The sequence below is a fragment of the Sphingopyxis sp. GW821-FHT12F08 genome, assembly GCF_058806755.1.
Genome location: NZ_JBXAQA010000001.1, coordinates 393,760 through 417,531, shown reverse-complemented (window position 1 = coordinate 417,531; position 23,772 = coordinate 393,760). Strand labels below are relative to the sequence as shown.

At 66.5% G+C, this 23,772-nt stretch carries 23 protein-coding genes; 10 read left to right on the top strand and 13 right to left on the bottom strand.

Features of this window, described 5'->3' with window-relative positions; genetic code table 11:
- Nucleotides 1-265 precede the first annotated feature (265 nt).
- From map to AC1RNQ_RS02055, 3 genes are all read right to left on the bottom strand, one after another.
- Nucleotides 266-1,105, bottom strand: a complete 840-nt coding sequence (gene map, locus AC1RNQ_RS02065) for a type I methionyl aminopeptidase (RefSeq protein ID WP_493169387.1) — start codon at nt 1,103-1,105, stop codon at nt 266-268.
- Between the two features lie 183 nt (nt 1,106-1,288).
- Nucleotides 1,289-3,628, bottom strand: a complete 2,340-nt coding sequence (gene clpA, locus AC1RNQ_RS02060) for an ATP-dependent Clp protease ATP-binding subunit ClpA (protein ID WP_493168532.1) — start codon at nt 3,626-3,628, stop codon at nt 1,289-1,291.
- Nucleotides 3,629-4,101: 473 nt separating this feature from the next.
- Nucleotides 4,102-4,299 carry a DUF1192 domain-containing protein gene (locus AC1RNQ_RS02055; protein WP_493168530.1) on the bottom strand — a complete coding sequence of 66 codons (198 nt, stop codon included), beginning with the start codon at nt 4,297-4,299 and terminating at the stop codon, nt 4,102-4,104.
- A gap of 103 nt (nt 4,300-4,402) precedes the next feature.
- On the opposite strand from AC1RNQ_RS02055, the gene AC1RNQ_RS02050 reads away from it, so the two are divergent.
- The 6 genes from AC1RNQ_RS02050 (at nt 4,403) to AC1RNQ_RS02025 (ending at nt 9,290) form a co-directional block, all read left to right on the top strand.
- Nucleotides 4,403-5,404: an NAD(P)H-quinone oxidoreductase gene (locus tag AC1RNQ_RS02050; RefSeq protein WP_493168528.1), complete on the top strand. Its 1,002-nt coding sequence runs from the start codon at nt 4,403-4,405 to the stop codon at nt 5,402-5,404.
- Nucleotides 5,405-5,482: 78 nt separating this feature from the next.
- Nucleotides 5,483-6,022, top strand: a complete 540-nt coding sequence (locus tag AC1RNQ_RS02045; protein ID WP_493168526.1) for a hypothetical protein — start codon at nt 5,483-5,485, stop codon at nt 6,020-6,022.
- Nucleotides 6,023-6,105: 83 nt separating this feature from the next.
- Entirely contained in the window at nt 6,106-6,729 is a 624-nt protein-coding gene (locus AC1RNQ_RS02040) for a glutathione S-transferase family protein (RefSeq protein ID WP_493168524.1), read from the top strand.
- Nucleotides 6,730-7,320: a hypothetical protein gene (locus tag AC1RNQ_RS02035; protein WP_493168522.1), complete on the top strand. Its 591-nt coding sequence runs from the start codon at nt 6,730-6,732 to the stop codon at nt 7,318-7,320. It begins immediately after the preceding gene.
- 179 nt (nt 7,321-7,499) lie between these two features.
- On the top strand, nt 7,500-8,159 hold the full coding sequence (locus tag AC1RNQ_RS02030) for a cell cycle transcriptional regulator TrcR (RefSeq protein WP_493169386.1): 660 nt from the start codon (nt 7,500-7,502) through the stop codon (nt 8,157-8,159).
- A 3-nt stretch (nt 8,160-8,162) separates the two neighbouring features.
- Nucleotides 8,163-9,290: an MBL fold metallo-hydrolase gene (locus AC1RNQ_RS02025; RefSeq protein WP_493168520.1), complete on the top strand. Its 1,128-nt coding sequence runs from the start codon at nt 8,163-8,165 to the stop codon at nt 9,288-9,290.
- Between the two features lie 780 nt (nt 9,291-10,070).
- Here the strand turns inward: AC1RNQ_RS02025 and AC1RNQ_RS02020 are convergent.
- On the bottom strand, nt 10,071-10,346 hold the full coding sequence (locus AC1RNQ_RS02020; RefSeq protein WP_493168518.1) for a hypothetical protein: 276 nt from the start codon (nt 10,344-10,346) through the stop codon (nt 10,071-10,073).
- Between the two features lie 129 nt (nt 10,347-10,475).
- On the opposite strand from AC1RNQ_RS02020, the gene AC1RNQ_RS02015 reads away from it, so the two are divergent.
- Complete coding sequence (locus AC1RNQ_RS02015) at nt 10,476-11,480, top strand: DUF481 domain-containing protein (RefSeq protein WP_493168516.1); 1,005 nt, start codon at nt 10,476-10,478, stop codon at nt 11,478-11,480.
- A 166-nt stretch (nt 11,481-11,646) separates the two neighbouring features.
- On the opposite strand, the gene AC1RNQ_RS02010 is transcribed toward AC1RNQ_RS02015, so the two are convergent.
- Nucleotides 11,647-12,102 carry a VOC family protein gene (locus AC1RNQ_RS02010; protein ID WP_493168514.1) on the bottom strand — a complete coding sequence of 152 codons (456 nt, stop codon included), beginning with the start codon at nt 12,100-12,102 and terminating at the stop codon, nt 11,647-11,649.
- The gene (locus AC1RNQ_RS02005; protein ID WP_493168512.1) at nt 12,099-13,634 is read right to left on the bottom strand and encodes a M20/M25/M40 family metallo-hydrolase; all 1,536 of its coding nucleotides are present in this window, start codon (nt 13,632-13,634) and stop codon (nt 12,099-12,101) included. The genes AC1RNQ_RS02010 and AC1RNQ_RS02005 overlap by 4 nt, the downstream gene beginning before the upstream one ends.
- A gap of 120 nt (nt 13,635-13,754) precedes the next feature.
- Here AC1RNQ_RS02005 and AC1RNQ_RS02000 point away from each other — a divergent pair, with 120 nt between their 5' ends.
- Nucleotides 13,755-14,573 (top strand): SDR family NAD(P)-dependent oxidoreductase, encoded by an 819-nt coding sequence (locus AC1RNQ_RS02000; protein WP_493168510.1) that lies wholly within the window; start codon nt 13,755-13,757, stop codon nt 14,571-14,573.
- A gap of 94 nt (nt 14,574-14,667) precedes the next feature.
- On the opposite strand, the gene AC1RNQ_RS01995 is transcribed toward AC1RNQ_RS02000, so the two are convergent.
- The 6 genes from AC1RNQ_RS01995 to AC1RNQ_RS01970 all read right to left on the bottom strand — a co-directional run bounded on the left by AC1RNQ_RS01995 (nt 14,668) and on the right by AC1RNQ_RS01970 (nt 19,773).
- A complete protein-coding gene (locus AC1RNQ_RS01995; RefSeq protein ID WP_493168508.1) occupies nt 14,668-15,546 on the bottom strand; it encodes a hypothetical protein in 879 nt (292 codons plus the stop codon).
- A 64-nt stretch (nt 15,547-15,610) separates the two neighbouring features.
- Nucleotides 15,611-16,066, bottom strand: a complete 456-nt coding sequence (locus tag AC1RNQ_RS01990) for a GIY-YIG nuclease family protein (protein ID WP_493168506.1) — start codon at nt 16,064-16,066, stop codon at nt 15,611-15,613.
- Nucleotides 16,067-16,274: 208 nt separating this feature from the next.
- Nucleotides 16,275-17,798, bottom strand: a complete 1,524-nt coding sequence (locus AC1RNQ_RS01985) for a fumarate hydratase (protein WP_493168504.1) — start codon at nt 17,796-17,798, stop codon at nt 16,275-16,277.
- A gap of 73 nt (nt 17,799-17,871) precedes the next feature.
- The gene (locus AC1RNQ_RS01980; RefSeq protein ID WP_493168502.1) at nt 17,872-18,738 is read right to left on the bottom strand and encodes a hypothetical protein; all 867 of its coding nucleotides are present in this window, start codon (nt 18,736-18,738) and stop codon (nt 17,872-17,874) included.
- A 1-nt stretch (nt 18,739) separates the two neighbouring features.
- On the bottom strand, nt 18,740-19,204 hold the full coding sequence (locus AC1RNQ_RS01975) for a Fur family transcriptional regulator (RefSeq protein ID WP_493168500.1): 465 nt from the start codon (nt 19,202-19,204) through the stop codon (nt 18,740-18,742).
- A gap of 134 nt (nt 19,205-19,338) precedes the next feature.
- Entirely contained in the window at nt 19,339-19,773 is a 435-nt protein-coding gene (locus AC1RNQ_RS01970) for a MerC domain-containing protein (RefSeq protein WP_493168498.1), read from the bottom strand.
- Nucleotides 19,774-19,915: 142 nt separating this feature from the next.
- Between AC1RNQ_RS01970 and AC1RNQ_RS01965 the strand changes: the two genes are divergently transcribed.
- Nucleotides 19,916-21,214, top strand: a complete 1,299-nt coding sequence (locus AC1RNQ_RS01965) for an NADH:flavin oxidoreductase/NADH oxidase family protein (protein ID WP_493168497.1) — start codon at nt 19,916-19,918, stop codon at nt 21,212-21,214.
- 172 nt (nt 21,215-21,386) lie between these two features.
- On the opposite strand, the gene AC1RNQ_RS01960 is transcribed toward AC1RNQ_RS01965, so the two are convergent.
- A complete protein-coding gene (locus AC1RNQ_RS01960; protein WP_493168495.1) occupies nt 21,387-23,069 on the bottom strand; it encodes an AMP-binding protein in 1,683 nt (560 codons plus the stop codon).
- Between the two features lie 159 nt (nt 23,070-23,228).
- Here AC1RNQ_RS01960 and AC1RNQ_RS01955 point away from each other — a divergent pair, with 159 nt between their 5' ends.
- On the top strand, nt 23,229-23,765 hold the full coding sequence (locus tag AC1RNQ_RS01955; protein WP_493168493.1) for a hypothetical protein: 537 nt from the start codon (nt 23,229-23,231) through the stop codon (nt 23,763-23,765).
- The last annotated feature ends 7 nt before the right edge of the window (nt 23,766-23,772 follow it).

Genomic DNA, 23,772 nt, shown 5'->3' with positions numbered 1-23,772 from the left:
TATGCTTGACGTTAACGTCAAGACTGCGCGCGAAGGGGCGGGGGCGCAAGCGGGAAAATGGGGGGTGGAGGGAGGGGGGGCGATTGATCCCTCCCCCTTGATGGGGGAGGCAGCGAGACTTGCGAACCTGTTCGCTAGCCGCTGCGGTGAGGGTGAACTCTCGGTCGGAGATATCGGTGCAGGGACGCGCCATCACCCTCATCCAACTTTGCCTAATCGCTCCGCGATAAGGCTTCGTATCCTTCTCCCATCAAGGGAGAAGGAATCAGGTCCAAGGCGGCGCGTTCAGGCCCTTGGGGCTGGCGGTGAAGATTTCGCAGCCGGTTTCGGTGATGCCGATGCTGTGTTCGAACTGCGCCGAGAGGCTGCGGTCGCGGGTCACCGCGGTCCAGCCGTCGGCGAGCATCTTCACCGCATATTTGCCGGTGTTGATCATCGGTTCGATCGTGAAGAACATGCCGGGGCGGAGTTCCGGCCCGGTGCCGGGGCGTCCGGCGTGGACCACCTCGGGTGCGTCGTGGAACATCTGGCCGAGGCCGTGGCCGCAGAAGTCGCGGACGACCGAATAGCGGTGCTTTTCGGCGTGGGTCTGGATCGCGTGGGCGACGTCGCCCATGCGGTTGCCGGGCTTCGCCTGCTCGATGCCGCGCATCAGGCATTCATAGGTGACCTCGACCAGCCGCTTCGCCTTGATCGGCACATCGCCGACCAGATACATGCGGCTGGTGTCGCCGTGCCAACCATCGATGATCGTCGTGACGTCGATGTTGACGATGTCGCCCTCGCGCACCGGCTTGTCGTCGGGGATGCCGTGGCAGACGACATGGTTGATGCTGGTGCAGCAGCTGTGCGTGAAACCGCGATAGCCGAGCGTCGCAGGGATGCCGCCGCCGTCGAGCATCATCGTGCGGACCAGGTCGTCGATCGCCGCGGTGGTCACCCCGGGCTGGACGAAGGGAACGAGCGCGTCGAGGATTTCGGCCGACAGCCGGCCGGCCTTGCGCATGCCGACAAAGCCCGCCTCGTCGTGCAGCTTGATCGTGCCGTCGCGGACGGGGGTGGGCGCGCCGGTGTCGGCGGTGGTTACGGAAACATAGTCGTACATGCGGGTCATATAGTCGCTGGGGGCTCAAAAAGCGAGGGGCGGTGCAAGCCCCTCCCCTTCAGGGGAGGGGTTGGGGTGGGGGCTCGAAGCCTTGCGCAAGGCCGATGGCCCCCACCCGCTGCGACTAAGCCAGCAAGCTGGCAAGTCTCGCTGCCCTCCCCTGAAGGAGAGGGCTTTAGCTTTTTACTCCGCCGCCTTCTTCGCCTTGTCGGCTTTCGGTTTGCCCTTGCTCGCCTTCGGCGGGGCCGAGACGATTTCGAAGGTGAGCGGGTTGCCGACCTTGGCGTCGTCGCCGGTCTTCATCTTCACCTTGACCTCGCCGCCATGGACCAGCTTGCCGAACAACAGTTCCTCGGCGAGCGGCTGCTTGATCTTTTCCTGGATCAGGCGGCCCATCGGACGCGCGCCATAGAGCTTGTCATAGCCCTTGACGGTCAGCCATTCGCGGGCGCCGTCGTCGAGCTGGATGTGGACGTTGCGGTCGGCGAGCTGCAGTTCGAGTTGCAGGATGAACTTGTCGACGACGCGCGCGACGACCTCGGGCGGCAGATAGCCGAAGGGCACGATCGCATCGAGGCGGTTGCGGAATTCGGGGGTGAACATGCGCTTCACCGCTTCTTCCTGCACATCCTCGCGCGTCGACGCGCCGAAACCGATCGACTCGCGCGCCATGTCGCTGGCGCCCGCATTGGTCGTCATGATCAGCACGACGTTGCGGAAGTCGACGGTCTTGCCGTGGTGGTCGGTCAGCCGGCCATGGTCCATCACCTGCAACAATATGTTGAACAGGTCGGGGTGCGCCTTTTCGATCTCGTCGAGCAGCAGCACGCAATGCGGATTCTGGTCGATCGCATCGGTGAGCAGTCCGCCCTGATCGTAGCCGACATAGCCCGGGGGCGCGCCGATCAGGCGCGACACGCTGTGGCGCTCCATATATTCGGACATGTCAAAGCGCTGGAGCGGGATGCCCATGATCGAGGCTAGTTGTTTGGCGACCTCGGTCTTGCCGACGCCGGTCGGACCCGAGAAGAGATAGTTGCCGATCGGCTTCTCGGGATCGCGCAGGCCCGCGCGGCTGAGCTTGATCGCCGACGACAGCACCTCGATCGCGGTGTTCTGGCCGAAGACGACGCGCTTCAGGTCGGTCTCGAGCGTTTCGAGCACCTTCTTGTCGTCGCTCGACACCGACTTGGGCGGGATGCGCGCCATCGTCGCGATGACCGCCTCGATCTCCTTGGCGGTGATCGTCTTCTTGCGCTTCGACGGGGCGACGAGCATCTGCATCGCGCCGACCTCGTCGATCACGTCGATCGCCTTGTCGGGCAATTTGCGGTCGTTGATGTAGCGCGCGCTGAGCTCGACCGCGGCGTTGATCGCATCGGGGGTGTAGCGCACCTGGTGGTGGCTCTCGAACGCGCTGCGCAGGCCCGCGAGGATCTTCTTGGTATCCTCCAATGTCGGCTCGATCACGTCGATCTTCTGGAAGCGGCGCAGCAGCGCGCGGTCCTTCTCGAAATGGTTGCGGAACTCCTTGTAGGTCGTCGAGCCGATGCAGCGGATGACGCCGCCCGACAGCGCGGGCTTGAGCAGGTTCGACGCGTCCATCGCGCCGCCGCTGGTCGCACCGGCGCCGATCACCGTGTGGATCTCGTCGATGAACAGGATCGCGTGCGGCAGGCCTTCGAGCTCGGTGACGACCTGTTTCAGCCGCTCCTCGAAATCGCCGCGATACCGCGTGCCCGCGAGCAAGGCGCCCATGTCGAGCGAATAGATGACCGCGGGCAGCAGCACCTCGGGCACATCGCCTTCGATGATCTTGCGCGCGAGGCCTTCGGCGATCGCGGTCTTGCCGACGCCCGGGTCGCCGACATAGAGCGGGTTGTTCTTGCTGCGGCGGCAGAGGATCTGGATCGTCCGGTCGACCTCGGCGCTGCGGCCGATCAGCGGGTCGACCTTGCCGCCCTTCGCCTTTTCGTTGAGGTTGACGGTGAACTGGTCGAGCGCGGTTTCCTTCTTGTTCTTCGCGTCCGACTTGTCCTTCGTCTCTTCCTTCTCCTCGGGCTCGGCCTGCACCGCGGGCTTGCCGCCCTTGCCGACGCCGTGGCTGAGGTAGGACACCGCGTCGAGGCGGGTCAGGTCCTGCTGCTGGAGGAAATAGACGGCGTAGCTCTCGCGTTCGGAGAAGAGCGCGACGAGCACATTGGCGCCGGTCACCTCATCCTTGCCCGACGACTGCACATGCAGGATCGCGCGCTGGACGACGCGCTGGAAGCCGCTCGTCGGCGACGGGTCGCTGTGCCCCTCGACCTTCAGACTGTCGAGCTCGGTGTCGAGATAATGGACGACCGCCGACTGCAGGTCGTCGAGCGCGACGCCGCAGGCGCGCATCACTTCGGCGGCATGGTCGTCGTCGATCAGCGCATAGAGCAGATGCTCGAGCGTCGCATATTCGTGGTGACGCTCTGAAGCGGCCTTCAATGCGTTGTGCAGGGTCTTTTCGAGGCTCTCCGAAAAGGACGGCATTAGCTTATCTCCTTGGGGACAAGCCGGGGAGAGGCCCGCCCGATCAACACAAGGTGGCGATGCCGCCGTCGGCCTGCAAGGGAAAAGCGGTCAGCGACACGAATTTGCGCAGATGAGGGTTGGAATATGGTTAACGCGGCGTTGAAGTTTTCGGTGTTTCGGCCGCGCAATTTTATTCCAAAGGTCACGAAGGTCACGCTACGTACCCCCTCGTTTAACCCCCTATGCGGCGCGGCGGCGTCGCAGGGGTGATCGAGGCGGGGCGGCAAAACGGGCATGAGTCGATGAAGGCTATGCGCGCCGAATATATTAGGACAGCGGTTTTTTCGGCTTGGGCCAAATGGGGGCTTTGGGAATGGGGAGCGGACCTCAAACTCCTCCTCTTCAGAGGAGGGGGTGAGGAAGGTCCGCTAACGCCCGGAACGGGTCGTTGAAATCCTTGCTGCCTTATGCGGCCAGGCCGGGTGGTGCGGCTAACCCTTCTTGAACAGGGCGTCGGCGCTTGCCTTGTGGCTCGTCGCGAAGGTGATCCGCGCGCGGGTGCGTTCGATCTCGCCCTCCAGCACCGCGATGCGATCGTTCAACTCGTCGACCGACAGCGGGTCGAGCGGCTGTTTGACGAGCGCCGCCAGTATATCGTCGCGGCGGCGGGGAAGGTCGTCGTCGTCCATTGCGGGCATCCTCCTCTTTTCGCGGGCCGAACTTGTTGACCCGCCGCCCCGGCCTGTCAATAAGGCGCCCCCAAGGGAACGGGGCGAAGCAGGGGGATTTGACGTGACCAGCGTGCCGGACAGCATGACCGCCATCGCCATCAGCGCGCCGGGCGGACCCGAGGTATTGATCCCCGAAACGCGGCCCGTGCCGCGGCCGGGACCGGGCGAGCTCCTGGTCCGCGTCGCCGCGGCGGGGGTCAACCGCCCCGACGTGCTGCAGCGCATGGGCTTCTACCCGCCGCCGCCGGGGGCTTCCGACCTGCCGGGGCTCGAGATCGCGGGGACGGTCGTCGCCGTCGGGCCGGGGGGCGACACCGGGATGCTGGGGCAGGCGGTCTGCGCGCTCGTCGCGGGCGGCGGCTATGCCGAATATTGCGTCGCGCCGGCGGGAAGCTGCCTGCCGGTGCCCGCGGGTTTTTCGATGGCGGAAGCGGCGGCGCTGCCCGAGACGGTGTTCACCGTGTGGCACAATCTGTTCGAGCGCGCGTGGGTGATGGAGGGCGAGACCGTGCTGGTCCATGGCGGCACCAGCGGCATCGGCACCACCGCGATCGGGCTGTGCAAGCTCTTCGACATCAGGGTGATCGTGACGTGCGGCAGCGCCGACAAATGCACTGCGGCGACCGCGCTGGGTGCCGATCTGGCGATAGATTATTCGAGCGAGGATTATGTCGAGGCGGTGAAGGCTTTCACCGGCGGCACCGGCGTGAATGCGGTGCTCGACATGGTCGGCGGCGACTATGTGCCGCGCAACCTTGAATGCCTCGCCGAGGACGGACGCCACGTGACGATCGCCTTCCAGCGCGGCGCCAAGACCGAGATCGACATTTCGCAGGTGATGCGCCGCCGGCTGACGATGACCGGCTCGACGCTCCGCGCGCGCAGCGCCGACTTCAAGGCGGCGCTGGCGGACGAAATCGCGCGCACCGTCTGGCCGCGCCTCGCCGAGGGCGCATGGAAGCCTGCTATGGACCGGAGCTTCCCGCTGACCGACGCCAGCGCCGCGCATGCGCGCATGCAGGCGGGCGCGCATGTCGGAAAGATCGTGCTCCGCGTGGGGTGAACCGAGGAACGCGCGTGGCCTTCGGGCGGTTGGTCAGGGGCGGCGGGGGCCGTTCTTGCCACCCCTAGGAGATAGTCAATGCGCCTTTCTTATGCTTCGGTCGCGGTCCTCGCGCTCGGCCTCGCCGCCTGTTCGCAGCCGGCCACCGACCAGTCCGCGGCGCAGCCCCAGAAGAGCGCTGCCAGCGACGCGCTGCCGCCGCCGATCAAGCCCGCCGACATCCCGACCAAGGGCGGCGACGGGTCGCCGATCGAGCTGGGCGGCCTGACCCCGGCCGATGTTTCCGCGGCCAAGCTGCCGGGCGAGCTCGGGTGCAGCTTCGCCGCCGGCGCGGCGACCCCGCCGATCCTGGTCGCGATGGGCGATGTCGCCTCGAACGATCCGGCGCGGGGGATCGTCAAGCTCGGTACCACCATCGAGCGCGTCGCGGCGCCGGGCGGGTTCGGCGGCATGGCCAAGGGCGCACGCTTTACCGGCAAGGGGCTGCAACTGCGCCTCGCGCTGACCGGCCCCGCGAGCGGCGGGGGCGAATCGCCGCCGAGCCCTGCGACGCTGACCGCCGACCGTGCCGACGGCGCAGTGCGCGTCTTCGCGGGGGTTTGGACCTGCGGCCCGTAGGTCGGCTTGCGGCCTGAGCCTGATCGCAGCATAGAGGCGCGTGCGATGCCGGGGGGCATCGCAAGCGCCTTTGGGGGGAAGCGATGAGCGACTGGCCGATCCTTCACGAATATGCCGCGAGCGGCAATTGCTACAAGATCCGTCTGACCGCGGCGCTGCTCGACTATCCGATCGAGCGGCGCGAATATGACATCATGAAGGGCGAGACGCGAACGCCCGAGTTTCTCGAACAGGTCAATCCGAACGGGCGCATCCCGGTGCTGCAGGTCGGTGGGCAATTCCTGCCCGAGAGCAATGCCGCCTGCTTCTGGCTCGCCGACGGCACGCATCTGGTGCCGCACGACCGCTTCGCGCGCGCCGACATGCTGCACTGGATGTTCTGGGAACAATATAATCATGAGCCGAATGTCGCGACTTTGCGCTTCTGGATGAAATGGGTCGGCGAGGCGAATCTGAGCGACGTCCAGCGCGCGCTGGTGCCGGTGAAGCGCGAAGCGGGCGCTGCGGCGCTGAAGCTCATGGACGAGCATCTGGCGACACGCGCGTGGCTGGCCGGCGCGGGGCTGACGCTCGCCGATATCGCGCTCTATGCCTACACGCATGTCGCCGAGGACAGCGGGCTGTTCGCGCTAGCGGACTATCCCGCGGTGCAGGCGTGGATCGCGCGGGTCGAGGGCGAGCCGGGGTTTGTGGCGATGGGGGCTTAGGTGGATCGGCATTGGCTATTTTTGGTGGCGTCGCTGTTTTGCACATCCTGTGACCGCCTGGCGATCGAGCCAGCCGACAGTCTGGTCGGGGCGGCGGACTTGCCGTCGGCGAAGCAATTGTCGCAGGAGGCGATCGAGATCAACCGCGGCTTCGGTGGAGGATACGGCTTTGGCGAGCATTTCCTTTCCTATCAATTGCGGGCCGATGACCTGCTGACCGTCGTCTGGACCTTTCGGCCCGACGATGACGTCAGGGGGCGTGAGTCATTTCAGCTCTCGCGGCAAGTCGCCGACAAGGCTCGGCAAGCGTTGTGGCGGGTGCGGCCGAAGGACGCCGGAGGCATGGACCATGATGTTCGGCCAAAGGGGTGTACAAGCCACTCGCCCCATGATTTGGGCGAGATGGTAGTCCTATACACGGAGCCTTCCCAAGAGCGGTTCCGTCTGTTCACGCTGCCCTATCCTGGAAGTTGCGACAACGCTGCTGCCAGGGAGGCGCGGAAAGTCATCCGCGAGGTGCTGACGACTTTCCCGCATTCGGAGGTCGCTGCGGCCTATTCCCGAGCTGAAGCTGCGGACGAAGCGCGATAGGGGCATCGGCGGGCGCCGAATCCCCACACTTGCCCCTTTTTCGAAACCGGCATATAGCGACGCCCAATGTCCGGCCGCCCCGCGAGGGGCGGCCCTTATTATTTCCGCCCCGCGAGGGGCGGGGCTTTCATTTGCGCTTTTGGAGAGCAGTCATGGCCAATGCCGATGCCACCCCGTTGATGCCGCACGCGACCGCCGCCTGGCTGGTCGACAACACTGGCCTCACCTTCGTCCAGATCGCCGAATATTGCGGCATCCACATCCTCGAGGTCCAGGCGATCGCCGACGAGACCGCCGCGACCAAATATACCGGCCGCGATCCCGTCCGCGCGCACGAACTGTCGATGGACGAGATCGAAAAGGGCCAGAACGACCCGAACTACAAGCTCAAGATGAGCAAGCAGGCGCAGGACACGATCCGCCGCACCCGCGGTCCGCGCTACACCCCGGTCAGCAAGCGCCAGGACAAGCCCGACGGCATCGCGTGGATCCTGAAGAACCATCCCGAGGTGTCGGACGGCGCGATCGGCAAGCTGATCGGCACGACGCGCAACACGATCGGCGCGATCCGCGACCGCAGCCACTGGAACAGCGCCAATATTGTCCCCAAGGATCCGGTGACGCTCGGCCTCTGCTCGCAGCGCGAGCTGGATGCCCTGGTTGCCAAGGCGGCGAAGAAGGCGGGGATCAAGGCGCCCGAGGACAGCCGTTTCGAGGGCGACCGCGAGGCGCTGCTCGAGGAGCTGCGCGCCGAACGCACCGCCGCCAACGAAGCGCGCGCCGCCGAGGAAGCCAGCGAAGCCGCGCTCGCCGCCGCGAACGACGAAACGGCCGCATAAGGCGTGGCCTCGGTCAGCGACGAAGAGGGCATTCCGGCGGCCAGCGGCTCGCCGGACGCCTCGCTGACGCAGGACGACAGCTTCACCGCGACGAGCCGCGCCGGGCTGACCTATCCGTGGGGCGACGCCGCGCCGGGGGCGGGCGAGACGATCCGCATCGCGCCGGGGATCAGCTGGGCGCGTATCCCGATGCCGGGGTCGCTCGGCCATATCAACAGCTGGCTCCTGGATGATCATGATGGCGTTGCGGTGGTCGACACCGGGGTCTGCCTGACCATCTGTTCGGACGCATGGAAGGCGCTCTACGCCGGGGCGCTCGCCGACACGCGGATCACCCGCGTCATCGGCACCCACCTGCACCCCGACCATATCGGCCTCGCCGGATGGATCGCGAAGAAGCAGGGCGTGCAGCTGTGGATGACGCGCGGCGAGATGCTGACCGCGCGGATGATCGTCGGCGATACCGGAGAGACGGTACCCGAAGAAGCGCTGGTGCAATCGCGCGCCGCGGGCTGGGACGACGAACAGATCGAAGCGCAGAAGAACGGCGGCTGGGGCCGTTTTGCCATGGTGATGTATCCGCTGCCGCGCAGCTACACCCGGATCAAGGACGGCGACTTGCTCGACATGGGCGCGCAGCAATGGCGCGTCGTCGTCGGGTCGGGGCACAGCCCCGAGCACGCCTGCCTGTGGAACGAGCGCGAGGGTGTGCTGGTGTCGGGCGACCAGGTGCTGCCGCGGATCAGCTCGAACGTGTCGGTCAACATCACCGAGCCCGACGCCGATCCCTTGGGCGAATGGCTCGCCTCGATCGACAAGCTGATCGCGACGGTGCCCGGCGACGTGATCACCTGTCCGGCGCACGGCGAGCCGTTCAAGGGGCTGCACGTCCGGCTGATGGCGCTGCGTGACGAGCATCGCATGCGGCTCTATAATCTGGCCGAAGCGATCGCCAAGGCGCCGATGCGCGCGGTCGAAAGCTTTCCCTTGCTGTTCAACCGGCCGATCGGCCCCGACCAGCTGGGCATGGCGACCGGCGAGGCGCTGGCGCACCTCAAGCGGCTGATGGTCGAGGGGCGGGTCCGGCGCGAGGACCGCGACGGGGTGTGGTGGTACCACGGGGTCGCGTGAGGTTTCCGAGATCCCAAGCGGATTGTCGGCTTCCGGGTGGCGAACCGGCGTAGCCTTCTTTTGTAGTCCCGGCGTGTATCCGGTTGGCGTGAGTGCCACGTGACATTCCAAAGTTCAGTAAAGTTCAGCCCTGCGCGCGCCCCGCTTTGGACCTCGCGGCGTGCTGGACGCGCCCGTCGCGGCACGCCGTGGCCGCATCGGCCAGCGACCGCATTCATCCACCAAATGAAGGCTGGCACAGCCGGATAATGTAGGAAAGGCTTATTTGAAGGGATGACCGCTTTGGGGTGGGGAGCGGGCGTAGCCGATCCTCCCCGGAACGGGGAGGGGGACCAGCGAAGCTGGTGGAGGGGTACAGGCGGTTTGCCTTGCCGATGAGGTGGCGTACTGCGGCTATGTCACTAAAATGGAAGGCACTTTCGGTTTAGCGCTGCGTAAACCTCCCGTACTCCTCCACCACCCTTCGGGTGGTCCCCCTCCCCGTTCCGGGGAGGATCGCTTTTGCCCGCAATCGGTCGTTTGCTGACCTCCGTCAAAGCAGTGCCGACAGGTGTGTCCTTTTTTGTTTCGCACAAAGACGCAAAGACACGAAGAGGCTGGTGCGCGACCGCTATGTCGCCTCTTCATCAACGCTGCGTCATGATGCGGCATGGGAGGAAAAAGCGGCTTCGCGGCCCGCGCGACATCTTTGTGTCTTTGCGTCTTTGTGCGAAACCGACAGGACCGACATTCGCGACATGGCGGTCCGTATCGGTCTTGCGCGACCTCCAGTAACGTCTTTTACTTCGGCCGGTTCATCACCCAGCTGAACGCGAGTCCGTTGAAGACGGTGTAGAGGCCGTAGAGCAGCAGCGCGGTGAACCAGTTGCGCGTCGCGATCGCCATCGCGCCGACGAGCAGCAGGAATTCGAAGACATAGGTGATGTTGGGCCCGGCCTTGTCGGCGAGCGGCTGGATCATCTGGCGGATCAGCGGGTCGTCGCTTTCCATGAAGGCGCGATGCATCGCGAAATTGCCGATGCCGGCGCCGAAAATGGCGATGATCGCGATCCACATAGCTATGCAAATGGGGCGCGCGGGGTGGAAATGCCAGCGGATTTGCGGTTAAGACCGGCACGGATGCGGGGCCGCCCGCCGTCCCAACGATCGCCGGACCCGGATCCTGCCCCAGGAAGGACGTCTTCGATGACCGCTCTCCCCCGTTTCGCGGCGCTCGCGCTGCTCGCCGCCGCCGCGCCGCTCGCGCTCGCCGCCCAGCCCGACGCGCCGCCGCCAGTGACGACCGATCCCGTGCTGACCAACCCGGTGCCCGTGGTGCCCGCCGATCCCGCGCCGAAGCTGCCCGATGCGGTGCGCGCGATGATCGACGCGGCGGTTGCCGGCGGCAAGGAAGCCGATGTCGATACCATCGCGAAATTCGCGAAGGACACCAATCCCGGGGCAGGCGAGGAGATCGAGCTGATCGTCGCCGACTTCCGCGCGGCGCGCAGCAAAGCGAAGGAAGCCGAGGCCGCGGCAGCACAGGCGAAGCTCGCCGAGGCGAAGATCTGGCAGAACTGGAAAGGCGAGGGGCAGATCGGCGGGTCGCTGAGCAGCGGCAACGCCAAGTCCGCGGGGCTGAGCGCCGGCGTCGCGCTGGCGCGCAAGGGGATCGGCTGGACGCATAAATTGCGCGCGCAGGCCGATTACCAGCGCACCGACGGCAAGACCTCTGTCGAGCGCTATCTGGTCGAGGTCGAGCCGCAGTACCGCATCGACGAGCGCGGTTTCGCTTATGGGCTCGGCCGCTGGGAGCATGACCGTATCCTCGGCTACGACGCGCGCTGGAACGCCTCGGCGGGGCTCGGTTATAAATTGCTCGACGGCAAATCGGTCGCGCTGAGTCTCAAGGGCGGGCCCGCGTGGCGCCGCACCGAATTCCTGCGCGGGGTGACCGAGGACGAGCTCACCGGTTTTGCGGGGCTCGATTTCGGCTGGCAGATGTCGCCGACTTTGCGGCTCACCCAAGTTGCCTCGACCGTGGTCGGCGAGGCGAACAGCTCGACCAGTTCGCTGACCGCGCTCAGCGCGAAACTCTCGGGCAAGCTGTCGGCGCGCCTCGCCTATGCGGCGCAGATCGACTCGAGCCCGCCGCCGGGGGTCGAGAGCGTCGATACGCAGACGCGGTTTACGCTGGTGTATGGGTTTTAGGCTTCTCCCCTCCCTGCAAGGGAGGGGTCGGGGGTGGGTGCGCGCGTCTGTGCGCCTAAAAGAAATCCGGTTCGAGGACGCAAAGCCGAGGTCGGGGCATCGAGCCCCGACCTCGGCTATAACCCACCCCTAGCCCCTCCCTTGCAGGGAGGGGAACGAGATCAGCTCAATCGAACACCTCGGCCCCGCCGATCGTCTCGCCCTCGGCGAGCAGCCCGGCGCCGGGGACATGGTTGAACTCGATACGGATGCCGTCGGGATCCTCGAACAGGATCGAATAATAGCCCGGCGCCCAGGGTTCCTCCTGCGGGCCGTGGACGAAGACGATGTCGCTGCGGTCCTTCAGGAAGCCATGGATGCGATCGACCGCGGCGCGATCGCGCAGGCGGAAGCAGGCGTGGTGGAGCCCGGGGGCGCCCTGGTCGAAGCGCTTGCCCGCATTTTCGGGGCTGCCGGTGCGGATGCCGATCGCGGTGCGCCCGCCGACGCCATAGAGCATCGCGTCATTGTCGAGCACGAGCTTCAATTCGAGGTAGCGAATGACGTCGCGCCAGAAAGCCGTCGAGCGCGCAAAGTCGCCCGCGGTCAGGATGACGTGGGCGACCCCGTTCAAATCGCTCATTTTATCGCCGCGAGCGTGTAGAGGAATTCGGCGAAGCCCATCGTCGCGTCGACCAGCCCGGCGACTTTGGGATTGGTCGAATCGACCAGGAAATATTCGTCGGGGGCGTGCGCGCCCGATCCGTGACCGATACCGAAATGCGCGGCGGGGATCGACACCGGCGGCGATGTGAAGGTCGACCCCGGCCAACTGCCCGCCATGCGCGGGTTGACGCTCGTCGCGATGCCGAGCTTCTTGTAGGTCGCGAGTTCGGAGCGGACGAGGCGGCTGTCCTCGGCGACCTCGGTCGGGTCGTAGCCGCCCGACACATTGACCTCGACGTCGGTGAAGCCATGCTTGTCGAGATGCGCGCGCAGCTTCTTCTCGGCCTCGGCGCGCGTCTGGTTGGGGACGAGCCTGAGGTCGAGCTTGGCGACCGCCTTGCCCGGCAGGATCGTCTTGCCGCCGGGGCCGGTATAGCCCGCGACCAGCCCCTCGATATTGACCGTCGGTTCCTGCGCGAGGCGGATCAGCGCGTCGTCATAGGTCAGGTTGTCGATCCAGTGGGTGACCCCGAGCGCCTGTTTCTGCTGCGCTTCGTCGCCCGCCTTCGCCGCGGCGCGGATCAGCTCCTTCTCACGGTCCGTCAGCGGGCGGACATTTTCGAACCAGCCCTCGATCGCGGGTTTGTTGCCGCCGTCGGTGACCAAGGTCTGCAGCGCCTGCACCAGCCGCCAGGCGGGCGAATCGACCATCGCCTTCAGGCTGGAGTGCACGTCGCCCTTCGGCCCGCGGCCCCATTTCTCGCCGCTCGCGATCAGTTCGAGCTCGATGATCCCCTTCGATCCCAGGTTGACCGTGACATTGCCCGACTTGCCCTGCGAGGCGAAGGGGATGAAGATGCCCTCGCACTTCTTGAGCGCGGCGAGGATATTGGGCTTGGTCGCGATCTGGCGGAAATGCGGCGAGCCGATCTCCTCCTCGCCCTCGCACACGAGGACGATGTTCACCGGCAGCCTGGCCTTGGCGGCGCGGATCGCGTGGAGCGCGGCGAGGAAGCTCGCCTCGGGGCCCTTCTGGTTCACCGCACCGCGGCCCATGATCGCCTGGCCGAAACCCGGGCGGTCGACCATCTTGCCCTCGAGCGGCGGCGACGACCATTCGGCGGGGTCGAACTGCTTCACGTCGTACATGAAATAGATGCCGAGGGTGCGCGGCGCGCCGACGTCGATCGTCCCGAAGACGCCCGGATGGCCGTCGGTGGGCACGATCTCGACATTGGTGAAGCCCGCGTCTTTCGCGAGCTCGGCCATATAGGCCGCGCCCTCGGCCATGGCGCGGTTCTCGGCGGCGATCGAAGGGAGCGCGATCCAGTCGCGGATGCGCTTGACCGACGCCTCCTTGCCCAGTTCGGCGGCGCGGCGGATCGCCGCCATCGGCCCGTCGGCGGCGAGCCCCGGCAGCGGACGCATCAGCATCGCCCCGGCGGAAAGCATCGCGCCGCCGCGAATCAGATCGCGGCGGTTCCAGGCATTGACGTTACGGAAATCCATGCGGCGTCCCCTTAAGCTGTTCGTATGCGAAGCAGTTTGGCCTATCGGCGGCGGAACGCAAGCCGCGCGTTGACGGCCTCGCCGCGCAGCGCCTAACGTCTTCGTCAGGGGAGGCGGGCGATGAATTTTGCAGGCAAGAGCGTCGTGATCACCGGCGGCGCGACGGGCATCGGTTTCGCGCTGGCGAAACGGCTCGGCGCCGCGGGGGCGCGGGTGATCGTCAGCGAACCGCGCGCCGAGAAGCTCGCCGAGGCGGTCGCCACCCTGGAGGCGCTCGGCGTCGACGCGCTCGCCTTTGCGGGCGACGTCACCAATGCGGCGTCGGTCGAGGCGCTCGCCGATTTCGCGTGGGACAAGCACGGCCGCGCCGACGCGGTGATCGCCAATGCCGGGATCGGCGGCCCGCGCGCGTCGGTGATCGATTGCGACCCCGCCGAAGCGCGCGCCTTGTTCGAGGTCAATTTCTGGGGCGTGTGGAGCACGCTCGCCGCCTTCGGCCGCCGCTTCCAGGCCGACGGCAAAGCGTCGGGCCTCTATGCCACCGCGTCGGAGAATGCCTTTTTCAACGCGCTGCGCGTCAACGGCGGCGCTTATGTTGCGAGCAAGCATGCGGTGCTGGGGTTGATGGACATGCTGCGGAACGAAGTGTCGCCCGCGATCGAGGTCGGGGTGATCATTCCCGGCTGGGTCAAGTCCGACCTGACACGCCACGCCGAGCCCGCGATGGACGCCGATGCCTTTGCGGGTCGCATCGTGCCGCAGATGGAGGCGGGCGAGTTCTACCTCGTCAGCCACCCCTATAATGTCGTGCGGATGGAAGAGCGCTGGGATGAGGCCTATGCGGCCTTCGCGAAATATGCGCCGCGCGTGCCCGGCGACGAAGCGTGGGATGTACAGACGGTGATCGAATCGCAGATGGTGATCAAGCGGCGGGACTAGGGTAAGCCACCCGTCATCCCGGCGAAGGCCGGGATCCCACCGTATCGTATGGACGCACCGGCGAGATCCCGGCCTTCGCCGGGATGACGGTAGTTTAGACCGTCTCGCCCGCGGCCATCGGCGCGGCGTCGCTCACCCATTCCCAGCAGCAACGGCTCTGCGGGGTCAGCTTGAACGCGGCGTTGAGCGCCTCGACCGCGCCGCCCGGCAACGCGCTGATCCACGCGCCCTGATCGGTCCAGAGCCAAGCGAAGCGGCGGCCAGTGTTTGCGGCGTCGAGCCGCGTCGCGAGCGCGTGGTGGATGTGGGTCGAGAGATATTTGACGTGGCCGGCATAGTCGAACGTCACCGGCTCGCCGTTGACGGTCATCGCGATCGTCACCGGAATGTGGCGGTCGGTTTCCGTGCCATGCTCTATGCGCACGTTGCCGACGTCGAGGCCTCCGCCCGCGAGGCGGACGAGGTCGGCGATCTGGCCTGCCTCATCCTGCTCGGCCTTGCTGTCGTGCATCACCAGATTGGCCATCCACGCTGCGGGATCGGCGTCGGGGTGATAGTAGGACGCTTCTTCGACAGTGGTCAGGATCGTGTCGGGCTTCACGCTCTCGTCCATGTCGGCGACCCCGGCGTAGAGCAAAGCCGGGTCGGGGGTGTCGGGAGCAAAGACGCCATGCTCGGCCATGACAGCAACGACCCTGCGCACGGCGGTCCTTCGCGCCGGGCTCAGTTCGGGTGGCGGCCTGCGCGGCGGCGACGGTCCTGTCTGCGGCGCTTCGCGGCGGCGGAACAGGCCGGCGATATCGCGGACGAACGACACGATGATCGCCGCCCCGCCGGTGATGAAGGCGCCCATGAGGATCGAGAAGAACGCCTTTGCTCCGACGCCAGTGCCTTCGGAAAAGGGGACGACGAAGAAAAAGAGGAGGGCGGTGACGACGCCCGCAGCGACAAAGAACATCCGCTGTTTCGTCAAGATGCTGCCCCTCCCCGTCATCCCGGCGAAGGCCGGGATCTCGCCGTTCGAGCCTTACGTCAGCTCAGGCGAGAAGGCTATCGAACAGGTCGTTCCACTCGGGATTGGCTTCGGTAATCAGTCGCCGTTTCCAGTCGCGATGCCATTCCTTCAGCGCCTTTTCGCGCGCGATGGCTTCGGGCATCGTGGCGTGGAATTCGGCATAGACGAGTTTTCGGATATTGTAGCGTCGGCAATGCGTGGCTCCCTTGCCCGCACGATGCTGCATCATGCGCGCCGCAATGTCGCTGGTGACGCCGACGTAAAAGAGGTGATTGCTGCGGTTGGTCAGGATGTAGACGCAGGGCTGGTGCATGCGCCAATCGATACACATCGTTCCCATCATCGTCATCCCGGCGAAGGCCGGGATCTCGCCGTATCGGATGTGATTGGCCGTGAGGGGGAGACCCCGGCCTTCGCCGGGGTGACGGAATGTTTGAGACGTAGTTTGCGGTTTTGTTGTGAGCGGCGTTTCAGCCACTCGGCTTCGGCGCCTTCTTGAGGTTCTAAGTCGAGCCAATTGATGTCCATCGAGCGATCCCTGATTCGTTGTGGGATCGTCTCAATAGCAACATGTGTGACCCTTGCTCCAAATGGTCTCGTTGTAAGTCGCGGGTTTACAACGCAAGCCAACCCACGACCGATATCGTCATCCCGGCTTTCGCCGGGATGACGGTTAAGGGTGGCGCTCACGCCTTCTCGAGCAGCCCCTCGTCCTTGATCCGTTTCTGCCACAGCATCGGCGCGTTGACGTGGACGTTCTGACCTTCGCTGTCGACCGCGACGGTCACCGGGAAATCCTGCACCTCGAACTCGTAGATCGCCTCCATGCCGAGGTCGGCGAAGCCGACGACCTTGCTTCCTTTAATGGCACGCGCGACGAGGTACGCCGCGCCGCCGACCGCCATCAGATAGGCGCTCTTGTGCTTCGCGATTGCCTGCGTCGCGGCGGGGCCGCGCTCGGCCTTGCCGACGCAGGCGAGCAGGCCCTGATCGAGCATCATGTCCATGAACTTGTCCATGCGCGTCGCGGTCGTCGGGCCTGCGGGGCCGACGATCTCCTCGCCGACCGGGTCGACCGGGCCGACATAATAGATGACACGGTCGCGGAAGCTGACCGGCAGTTCCTCGCCCTTCGCCAGCATCTCGGCGATCCGCTTGTGCGCGGCGTCGCGGCCGGTGAGCATCTTGCCGTTGAGGAGTAGCCGGTCGCCCTGCTTCCAGCTCGCGACGACTTCGGGGGTCAGATTGTCGAGGTCGACGCGGATCGCCGCCTGATCGGGCTTCCAGTCGATCTGCGGATAGTCGGCGAGCACCGGCTGTTCGAGGAAGGCCGGGCCGCTGCCGTCAAGGGTGACATGCGCGTGGCGCGTCGCGGCGCAGTTCGGGATCATGGCGACGGGTTTCGACGCGGCGTGGGTCGGCCAGTCGGCGATCTTGACGTCGAGCACGGTCGCGAGGCCGCCGAGCCCCTGCGCGCCGATGCCGAGCGCATTGACCTTTTCATAGAGCTCGATGCGCAGTTCCTCGGTCGGGTTCGCGGGGCCCCGCGCGAGCAGCTCGGTCATGTCGATCGGGTCCATCAGCGACTGTTTCGCGAGCAGCATCGCCTTTTCGGCGGTGCCGCCGATGCCGATACCGAGCATGCCCGGCGGGCACCAGCCGGCGCCCATCTGCGGCACCATTTCGAGTACCCAGTCGACGATCGAATCCGACGGGTTCATCATCTTGAACTTCGACTTGTTCTCGCTGCCGCCGCCTTTCGCCGCGACGTCGATCACGACCTTCGCGCCCGGGACCATTTCGACGTTGAGCACCGACGGCGTATTGTCCTTGGTGTTGACGCGGCTGAACGCGGGGTCGGCGAGGATCGAGGCGCGCAGCTTGTTTTCGGGGTGGAGATAGGCGCGGCGCACGCCCTCGTCGACGACCTGCTGCAGGCTGCGCGGGCTGTCGAGGCGGCAGTCCATGCCCCATTTGATGAAGATAGTGACGATGCCGGTGTCCTGGCAGATCGGGCGATGTCCCTCGGCGCACATGCGGCTGTTCGAGAGGATCTGCGCCATCGCGTCCTTCGCGGCGGGCGACACTTCGCGCTCATAGGCCGCGGCGAGCGCGCGGATATAGTCCATCGGGTGGAAATAGCTGATGTACTGGAGCGCGTCGGCGATGGTTTCGACGAGGTCGTCCTCGCGGATGATGACGGTCTTCATGGGTGCAGCCCCTTTGCCCTGTTTCAGGATTCGCCCGAGTCCCTAGACCCGGCGGCGAGCCACGGGAAGGGGGTTAGACGTCGCTCTTGCGACGGCCGAAGCTGCGCGGCGCGGTGCCCGGTGGCGGCGGTGCTTCGGGTTCGCCCAAGTCGGCGGCGCGGCGCTGGGGCGCCTCGGGCTCGAAATCGACCAGCGGCGCCTTTTTGACGAGCGCATAGCCGCTGCCGATCGCCGCGGTGCCGAGCAGGCCGATCCAGCCCGCGCCGATCGCCGCGGTGAGCGTCCAGCCGAAGGCGGGGGGCGAGACGAGTGCCATCGGGACGGTGAGCAGGGGAACGAGGATCAGCGTGCCCGCGAGCTGCCAGCGCCGCGACATCTGGGTCAGCGCGGCGCCGATCGCGGCGTTGGCGAGTGCGAGCAGAAGGAACTTCGCCGCGACGGGCCAGGGCAGGCTGGCCATCGACGGCGAATATTCGCCGACGGTGAAGGCCGCCTGGATGTCGAAGAGCAGCCAATTCTCATAGGCATCGCACAGCGCGCCGGCGACCGGCAGCAGCGCCGCGGCGAGCAGCCAGCGCAGGCGGAGCTCGCGCCACAGCGCGACCAGCCCGCTCGTCACGAAGGCCGCGTAGAGCAGCATGAACAGATAGTCCTGCTCGTTTCCCGCGCGCATCGCCGCGAGCCGCGCGACCTGTCCGGGGTCGCTTTCGGGCCCGAACACCGCGAGCAGGTCGGCCTGGCTCCGCGCGAATTCGAACGCGATTACAGGCGCGCCATAGCCTGGAGCGTGGGCATAACCGGCCTGCGGAAAAACCTGCCCCAGCGACAGGCCGAAGAGCAGGGTTGCGAGGCCGAGTGCGAGCGTGGCGTACCACCAGCCGGTCGGAGCGGGCGCTCGCAGGCGCTGGGCCTCGACCCAGCGCTGGAGCCCGCTGCTCAAATTATTGGCACTCGGCGCATTTGCCGCGCACTTCGATCACCGGCCGTTCGGCGGCGAAGCCCGTCGCGTCGGCCGCGGCGCGGACGCCGTCGGACAATTTGTCGTTGTCGATGTGCACCGCGCTGCCGCAATTGTCGCAGATCAGGAAGATGCAGTCGTGCAGGCAGCCGGGGTGGCTGTTCGCGACGAAGGCGTTGGCGCTCTCGACGCGGCGGACGAGGTTGTTCGCGACGAACAGGTCGAGGATGCGATAGACGCTGTTCGGCGCGACGCGCTTGCCGCGCTTTTTCGACACGATGTCGGCGATTTCATAGGCGCTCGCGGGTTTGCCGATTTCGGCGACCGCGTCGAAAATCTGCGCGCGCATGTCGGTCCAGGCTTCGCCCGCGCCCTCGAGCGCGCTTTGCGCGGCGTTGGCGAGCGAGGCGCCGCTGGCCTCGACGTGCGGATGGTCATGCTTGCCCATTGGCGGTTCCTCACGCGCGGGGTCGTCCCGCGCCGACTGACAATCTATCGCGGATAATGCCGCGCTAACTAGCGTTCAATGTAGGCTGTTTGCGGGGCGCCCGCAAGCCGCGGACGGGTCCGTTCCGGCGCCGGTCAGTTCCGCGCGCGGCGGTTGAGGTCGTGACCCAGCGCGACGACCGCGACGCCGACCATCGTCGCGAGCACTTCGCTGCCGTCGTGCGGCCGCGACAGTGCCCCGGCCATCATGCCGAGCCCGAAGCTGCCGACCGCGAAGGGCATGATATAGCCGTGGCTGAGCACGCCCGAGAGAAGCGTGACGAGCGCGAAGCCGATCGCGATGACCAGCCCGACTTCGTGGAACAGGTGATTGTCGAGGAACACCCCGCCGACCGAGGCGAGCGAGGCGACGAAGACGGTGGTTGCGAGGCAGTGCACGAGGCACAGCCCCGACAGCCCCATCGCCAGCTGGTCGCCCGAAAGCGAGGTCAGCGGCCGCGAACCGCGCGCAGCCCGGACCACCGCGCCGAGGCGCGTCAGGACAGGGGCAGGGCTGGCGACGCGGGTCACCCGATTCTCCGTTCAACGATCTTCGCACTTGATATGGCATAACATAGCAAAGGTTACAACATCACATGCCGAATCTTTTCTTTTCGCCCCGGTGGCCGGTTCGGGCTAGCATTTTGCCGGACGAAATGGGGGAGCACGCCGAATGACCGATCTTGCCGAGCCGCTGACCTTGCCCTGCGGCGCGGTGCTACCCAATCGTATCGCCAAGGCGGCGATGACCGAGGGGATGGCGACCCCCGATGGCCGCGCGACGCCCGAGCTCGACCGGCTCTACGGCCTGTGGTCCGACGGCGGCGCGGGGCTGCTGATCGGCGGCAATCTCGTGATCGACAAGGATCATCTCGAACGCCCCGGCAATGTCGTGATCGATCGGCCGCCCGACGCCGATGCGATGGCGCGGCTGACGCGCTGGGCGGCGGCGGCAACGCGGGGCGGCAATCATTTCTGGCCGCAGCTCAGCCACAGCGGGCGCCAGACGCAGGCGAACGTCAACCGGCATCCCAAGGCGCCGTCGGACGTCAAGCTGGGGCTGTCCGGCGGCCAGTTCGGCGAGCCGGTGCCGCTGACGCTCGAAGAGATCGGCGATCTGGTGCAGCGCTTCGCGGTCGCGGCCGATGCGTGCAAGCGCGCGGGCTTCACCGGGGTGCAGATCCATGCCGCGCACGGTTATCTGGTATCGCAGTTCCTGAGCCCGCGGAGCAATGTGCGGCGCGATGCTTATGGCGGCTCGCTCGAAAATCGCGCGCGTTTCCTGATGGAAATCGTCGCGGCGGTGCGCGCGGCGGTCGGCCCGGCCTTTCCGGTCTCGGTCAAGCTCAACAGCGCCGATTTCCAGAAGGGCGGCTTCGATTTCGACGACAGCCTGCAGGTCGCGCGCTGGCTCGAGGCGGCGGGGGTCGACCTGATCGAGATTTCGGGCGGCACCTACGAGCAGCCCAAGCTGCTGGGGATCGCGGGCATGGAGGGCGAGGCGGCGCAGAATGTCGCGCCGTCGACGATCGCGCGCGAGGCCTATTTCGTCGATTTCGCGCTGGCGATGCAGGCCGCGGTGTCGGTGCCGCTCATGGTCACCGGCGGTTTCCGCACGCGCGTGGCGATGGAGCAGGCGCTGGCGAGCGGTGCCGCTGACGTCATCGGGCTCGGCCGGCCGATGTGCCTGATCACCGACGCGCCGAACCGGCTGCTCGCGGGCGCCGAAGACCTGCCGCGCTACGAGAACGACCGCGGGCTGGTGCCCGGCTGGCTCGGCTTCCTGAAACGCTTCCAGATGGTGAAGGCGATCGACGGCTTCGCGGGCATCTACTGGTTCTACCAGCAATTATGGCTGCTCGGGCATCAGGGGCGGACCGATCCCGCGCTCACCACCTTCCGCGCCTTCCGCATCCTCGAGGCGCGCAACAAGGCGATCCTGAAGGCGCGGGCGAGCCTCCCTCCCCCTTGATGGGGGAGGCCGCGAGACTTGGCAGCTTGCTGCCTAGTCGCAGCGGTGGGGGTGGTGGTGCGTCCTGACGCAACCGCGCAAGGACGCACGACCACCCCCATCCAACTTCGCCTAATCGCTTCGCGATAAGGCTGCGTATCCTTCCCCCATCAAGGGGGAAGGGGTTTGCGGGTTAGGCCGCGCCCTCTTCCGCCCGCAGCGCCTTGCGGTCGAGCTTGCCGATCATCGTCTTGGGCAGGTTCAGCCGCACCTCGACCGCGCTCACCCGCTCGTGCTTGCCGAGCTGCGGGTTGAGCCAGGCGGCGAGCGCTTCGCCCGAGACGTCGAAACCTTCCTCGAGCGTCACGAACGCCTTGGGCACCTCGCCGCGATAGGCGTCGGAGACGCCGAGCACGATCGCTTCCTTGACGGCGGGATGCTCGTAGAGATGCGCTTCGATGACGCTGGGGTAGACCTTGAAGCCGCCGACCGCGATCATGTCCTTCAGCCGGTCGACGATGCGGACGTAACCGTCCTCGTCGATCGCCGCGACGTCGCCGGTACGCAGCCAGCCGTCGGTGGTGAAGCTGTCCCCGTCGGTTTTTGGGTCGGCGTCGGGGCGGTTCCAGTAACCGCGCATGATCTGCGGGCCTTTCACCACCAGCTCGCCGGGTTCGCCCGCCGGGGCGTCGCGCATCGGGTCCTCCTTGTCGACGAGGCGGATATGCGTCGCGGGGAGCGGCTGGCCGATCGTGCCCGCCTTGACCGGGCCGTCATAGGGATTGGTCGAGACGACCCCCGCGCTTTCGGTGAGGCCATAGCCCTCGACGAGCGCGGCGCCGGTCGCGGCGACGAATTTCTCGCGCAGCTCGGCGGGCATCGGCGCGCCGCCCGAGATGCAGACGCGCAGCGAGGAGAAGTCGGTCTTGCCGAGGTCGGGGTGGTCGAGCAAAGCCTGGTACATCGTCGGCACGCCGGGGAGTGCGGTCGCCTTGGTGCGGCTGATCGCCTGCAGCGCCTGTTTCGCATCGAAGCGCGGCAGCATCGCGATCATCCCGCCGTTGAGGACGGTGCGGTTGAGCACGCAGGTGTTGGCGAAGACGTGGAAGAAGGGGAGTACGCCGAGGATGCGGTCGTCGGCGTCGTGATCGGGGTCGATGCTGTTCACCTGCCGCGCGTTGGCGGTCAGATTCTGGTGCGTCAGCATCGCGCCCTTGGGCGTGCCGGTGGTGCCGCCGGTGTACTGGATCAGCGCGATATCCTGTTCGGGGTCGATGGTTACCGGATCGGGTTTCCCGTCGTTGTCGACGAGCGCCGAGAAGCGCGTGACGCGGCTGTCGTCGGGCAGCGCCGACACCTCCTTGCGGCGGAGCATGCGGTAGAGCAAAGACTTGGCGCCGGGGAGGCCGCCCGCGACCGAGCCGACGACGAGATGCTTGAGGCTCGACCCGTCGAGCACCTTGAGCGCGGTCGGAAGCAGCGCGGTCGCGCTCATCGTGAAGAGGATGTCGGTGCCCGAATCTTCGACCTGCGCCTCGAGCTCGGCGGCGGTGTAGAGCGGCGAGAAATTGACCACCGTCGCCCCCGCGGCGAGCGCGCCATAATAGGCCGCGACATAATGCGGGACATTGGGCAGGAACAGGCCGACGCGCGTCCCCTTGCCGATGCCGCGCGCCTGCAGCCCCTTGGCGACGCGCGCGACGCCGCGCGCGACTTCGTCATAGCCGAAATGGCGGCCCATGAAGTCGAGCATCGGCGCGTCGCCCTTTCGCGCGACGCTGGCGGCGAGCATGGCGGGAAGCGAGAGCGGCGCGAATTGCTGGTCCCAGGCGGTCGGGTGGTTATAGCTCGTCGACCAGTCATAGGGGCTTGTCATCGCGGCACGTCGTCCTTCTGCGAGGTGGGAGAGGGATATCGGTCTTTACCTAGGCACGACGCGCGCGCATCGCAATCGGGGGGTGCGGCGCTTGCAGCGTTGCGGCGTCGCGGCTAGACCGGGGCCAACATGTCTGCAGGCCAATTTCAGGGGGTATCGATGCTGCATCCGTCTTTCCGGCTGATCGCGCCGCTGGCCATTTTGGCCGCGACCGCCTCGGTTCCCGCCGCCGCCAAGGACAAGGCGCCGCCGCCGGTCCCGGCGCAGATCAAGGAACTCTACGCGTGCCGCGACATTGGCGACGCTGCGGCGCGCCTCGCCTGTTTCGATCGCGAGGTCGGCGAACTGTCGGCGGCCGACCAGGCGAAGGAGATCGTCTTCACCGACCGCGAAACCGCGAAGAAGACGCGGCGCGGGCTGTTCGGCTTCTCCTTCCCCAAGCTCGGCGGGATTTTCGGCGGCGACGAGGACGAGATCAAGGAGATCGAGGCGACGATCCGCTCGGCGAGCATCGACCGCTCGGGCAAATATACGCTGGTGATGGAGGATGACGCGGTGTGGGTGCAGATCGACACCACCAAACTGCCGCGCCAGCCCAAGCCCGGGCAGAAGGTCAAGATCAAGGTCGCGACGATGGGCAGCTATTTCGCCACCATCGACGGCGGCCGCACGATCCGCATGAAGCGCGACCGCTGACGCCAGG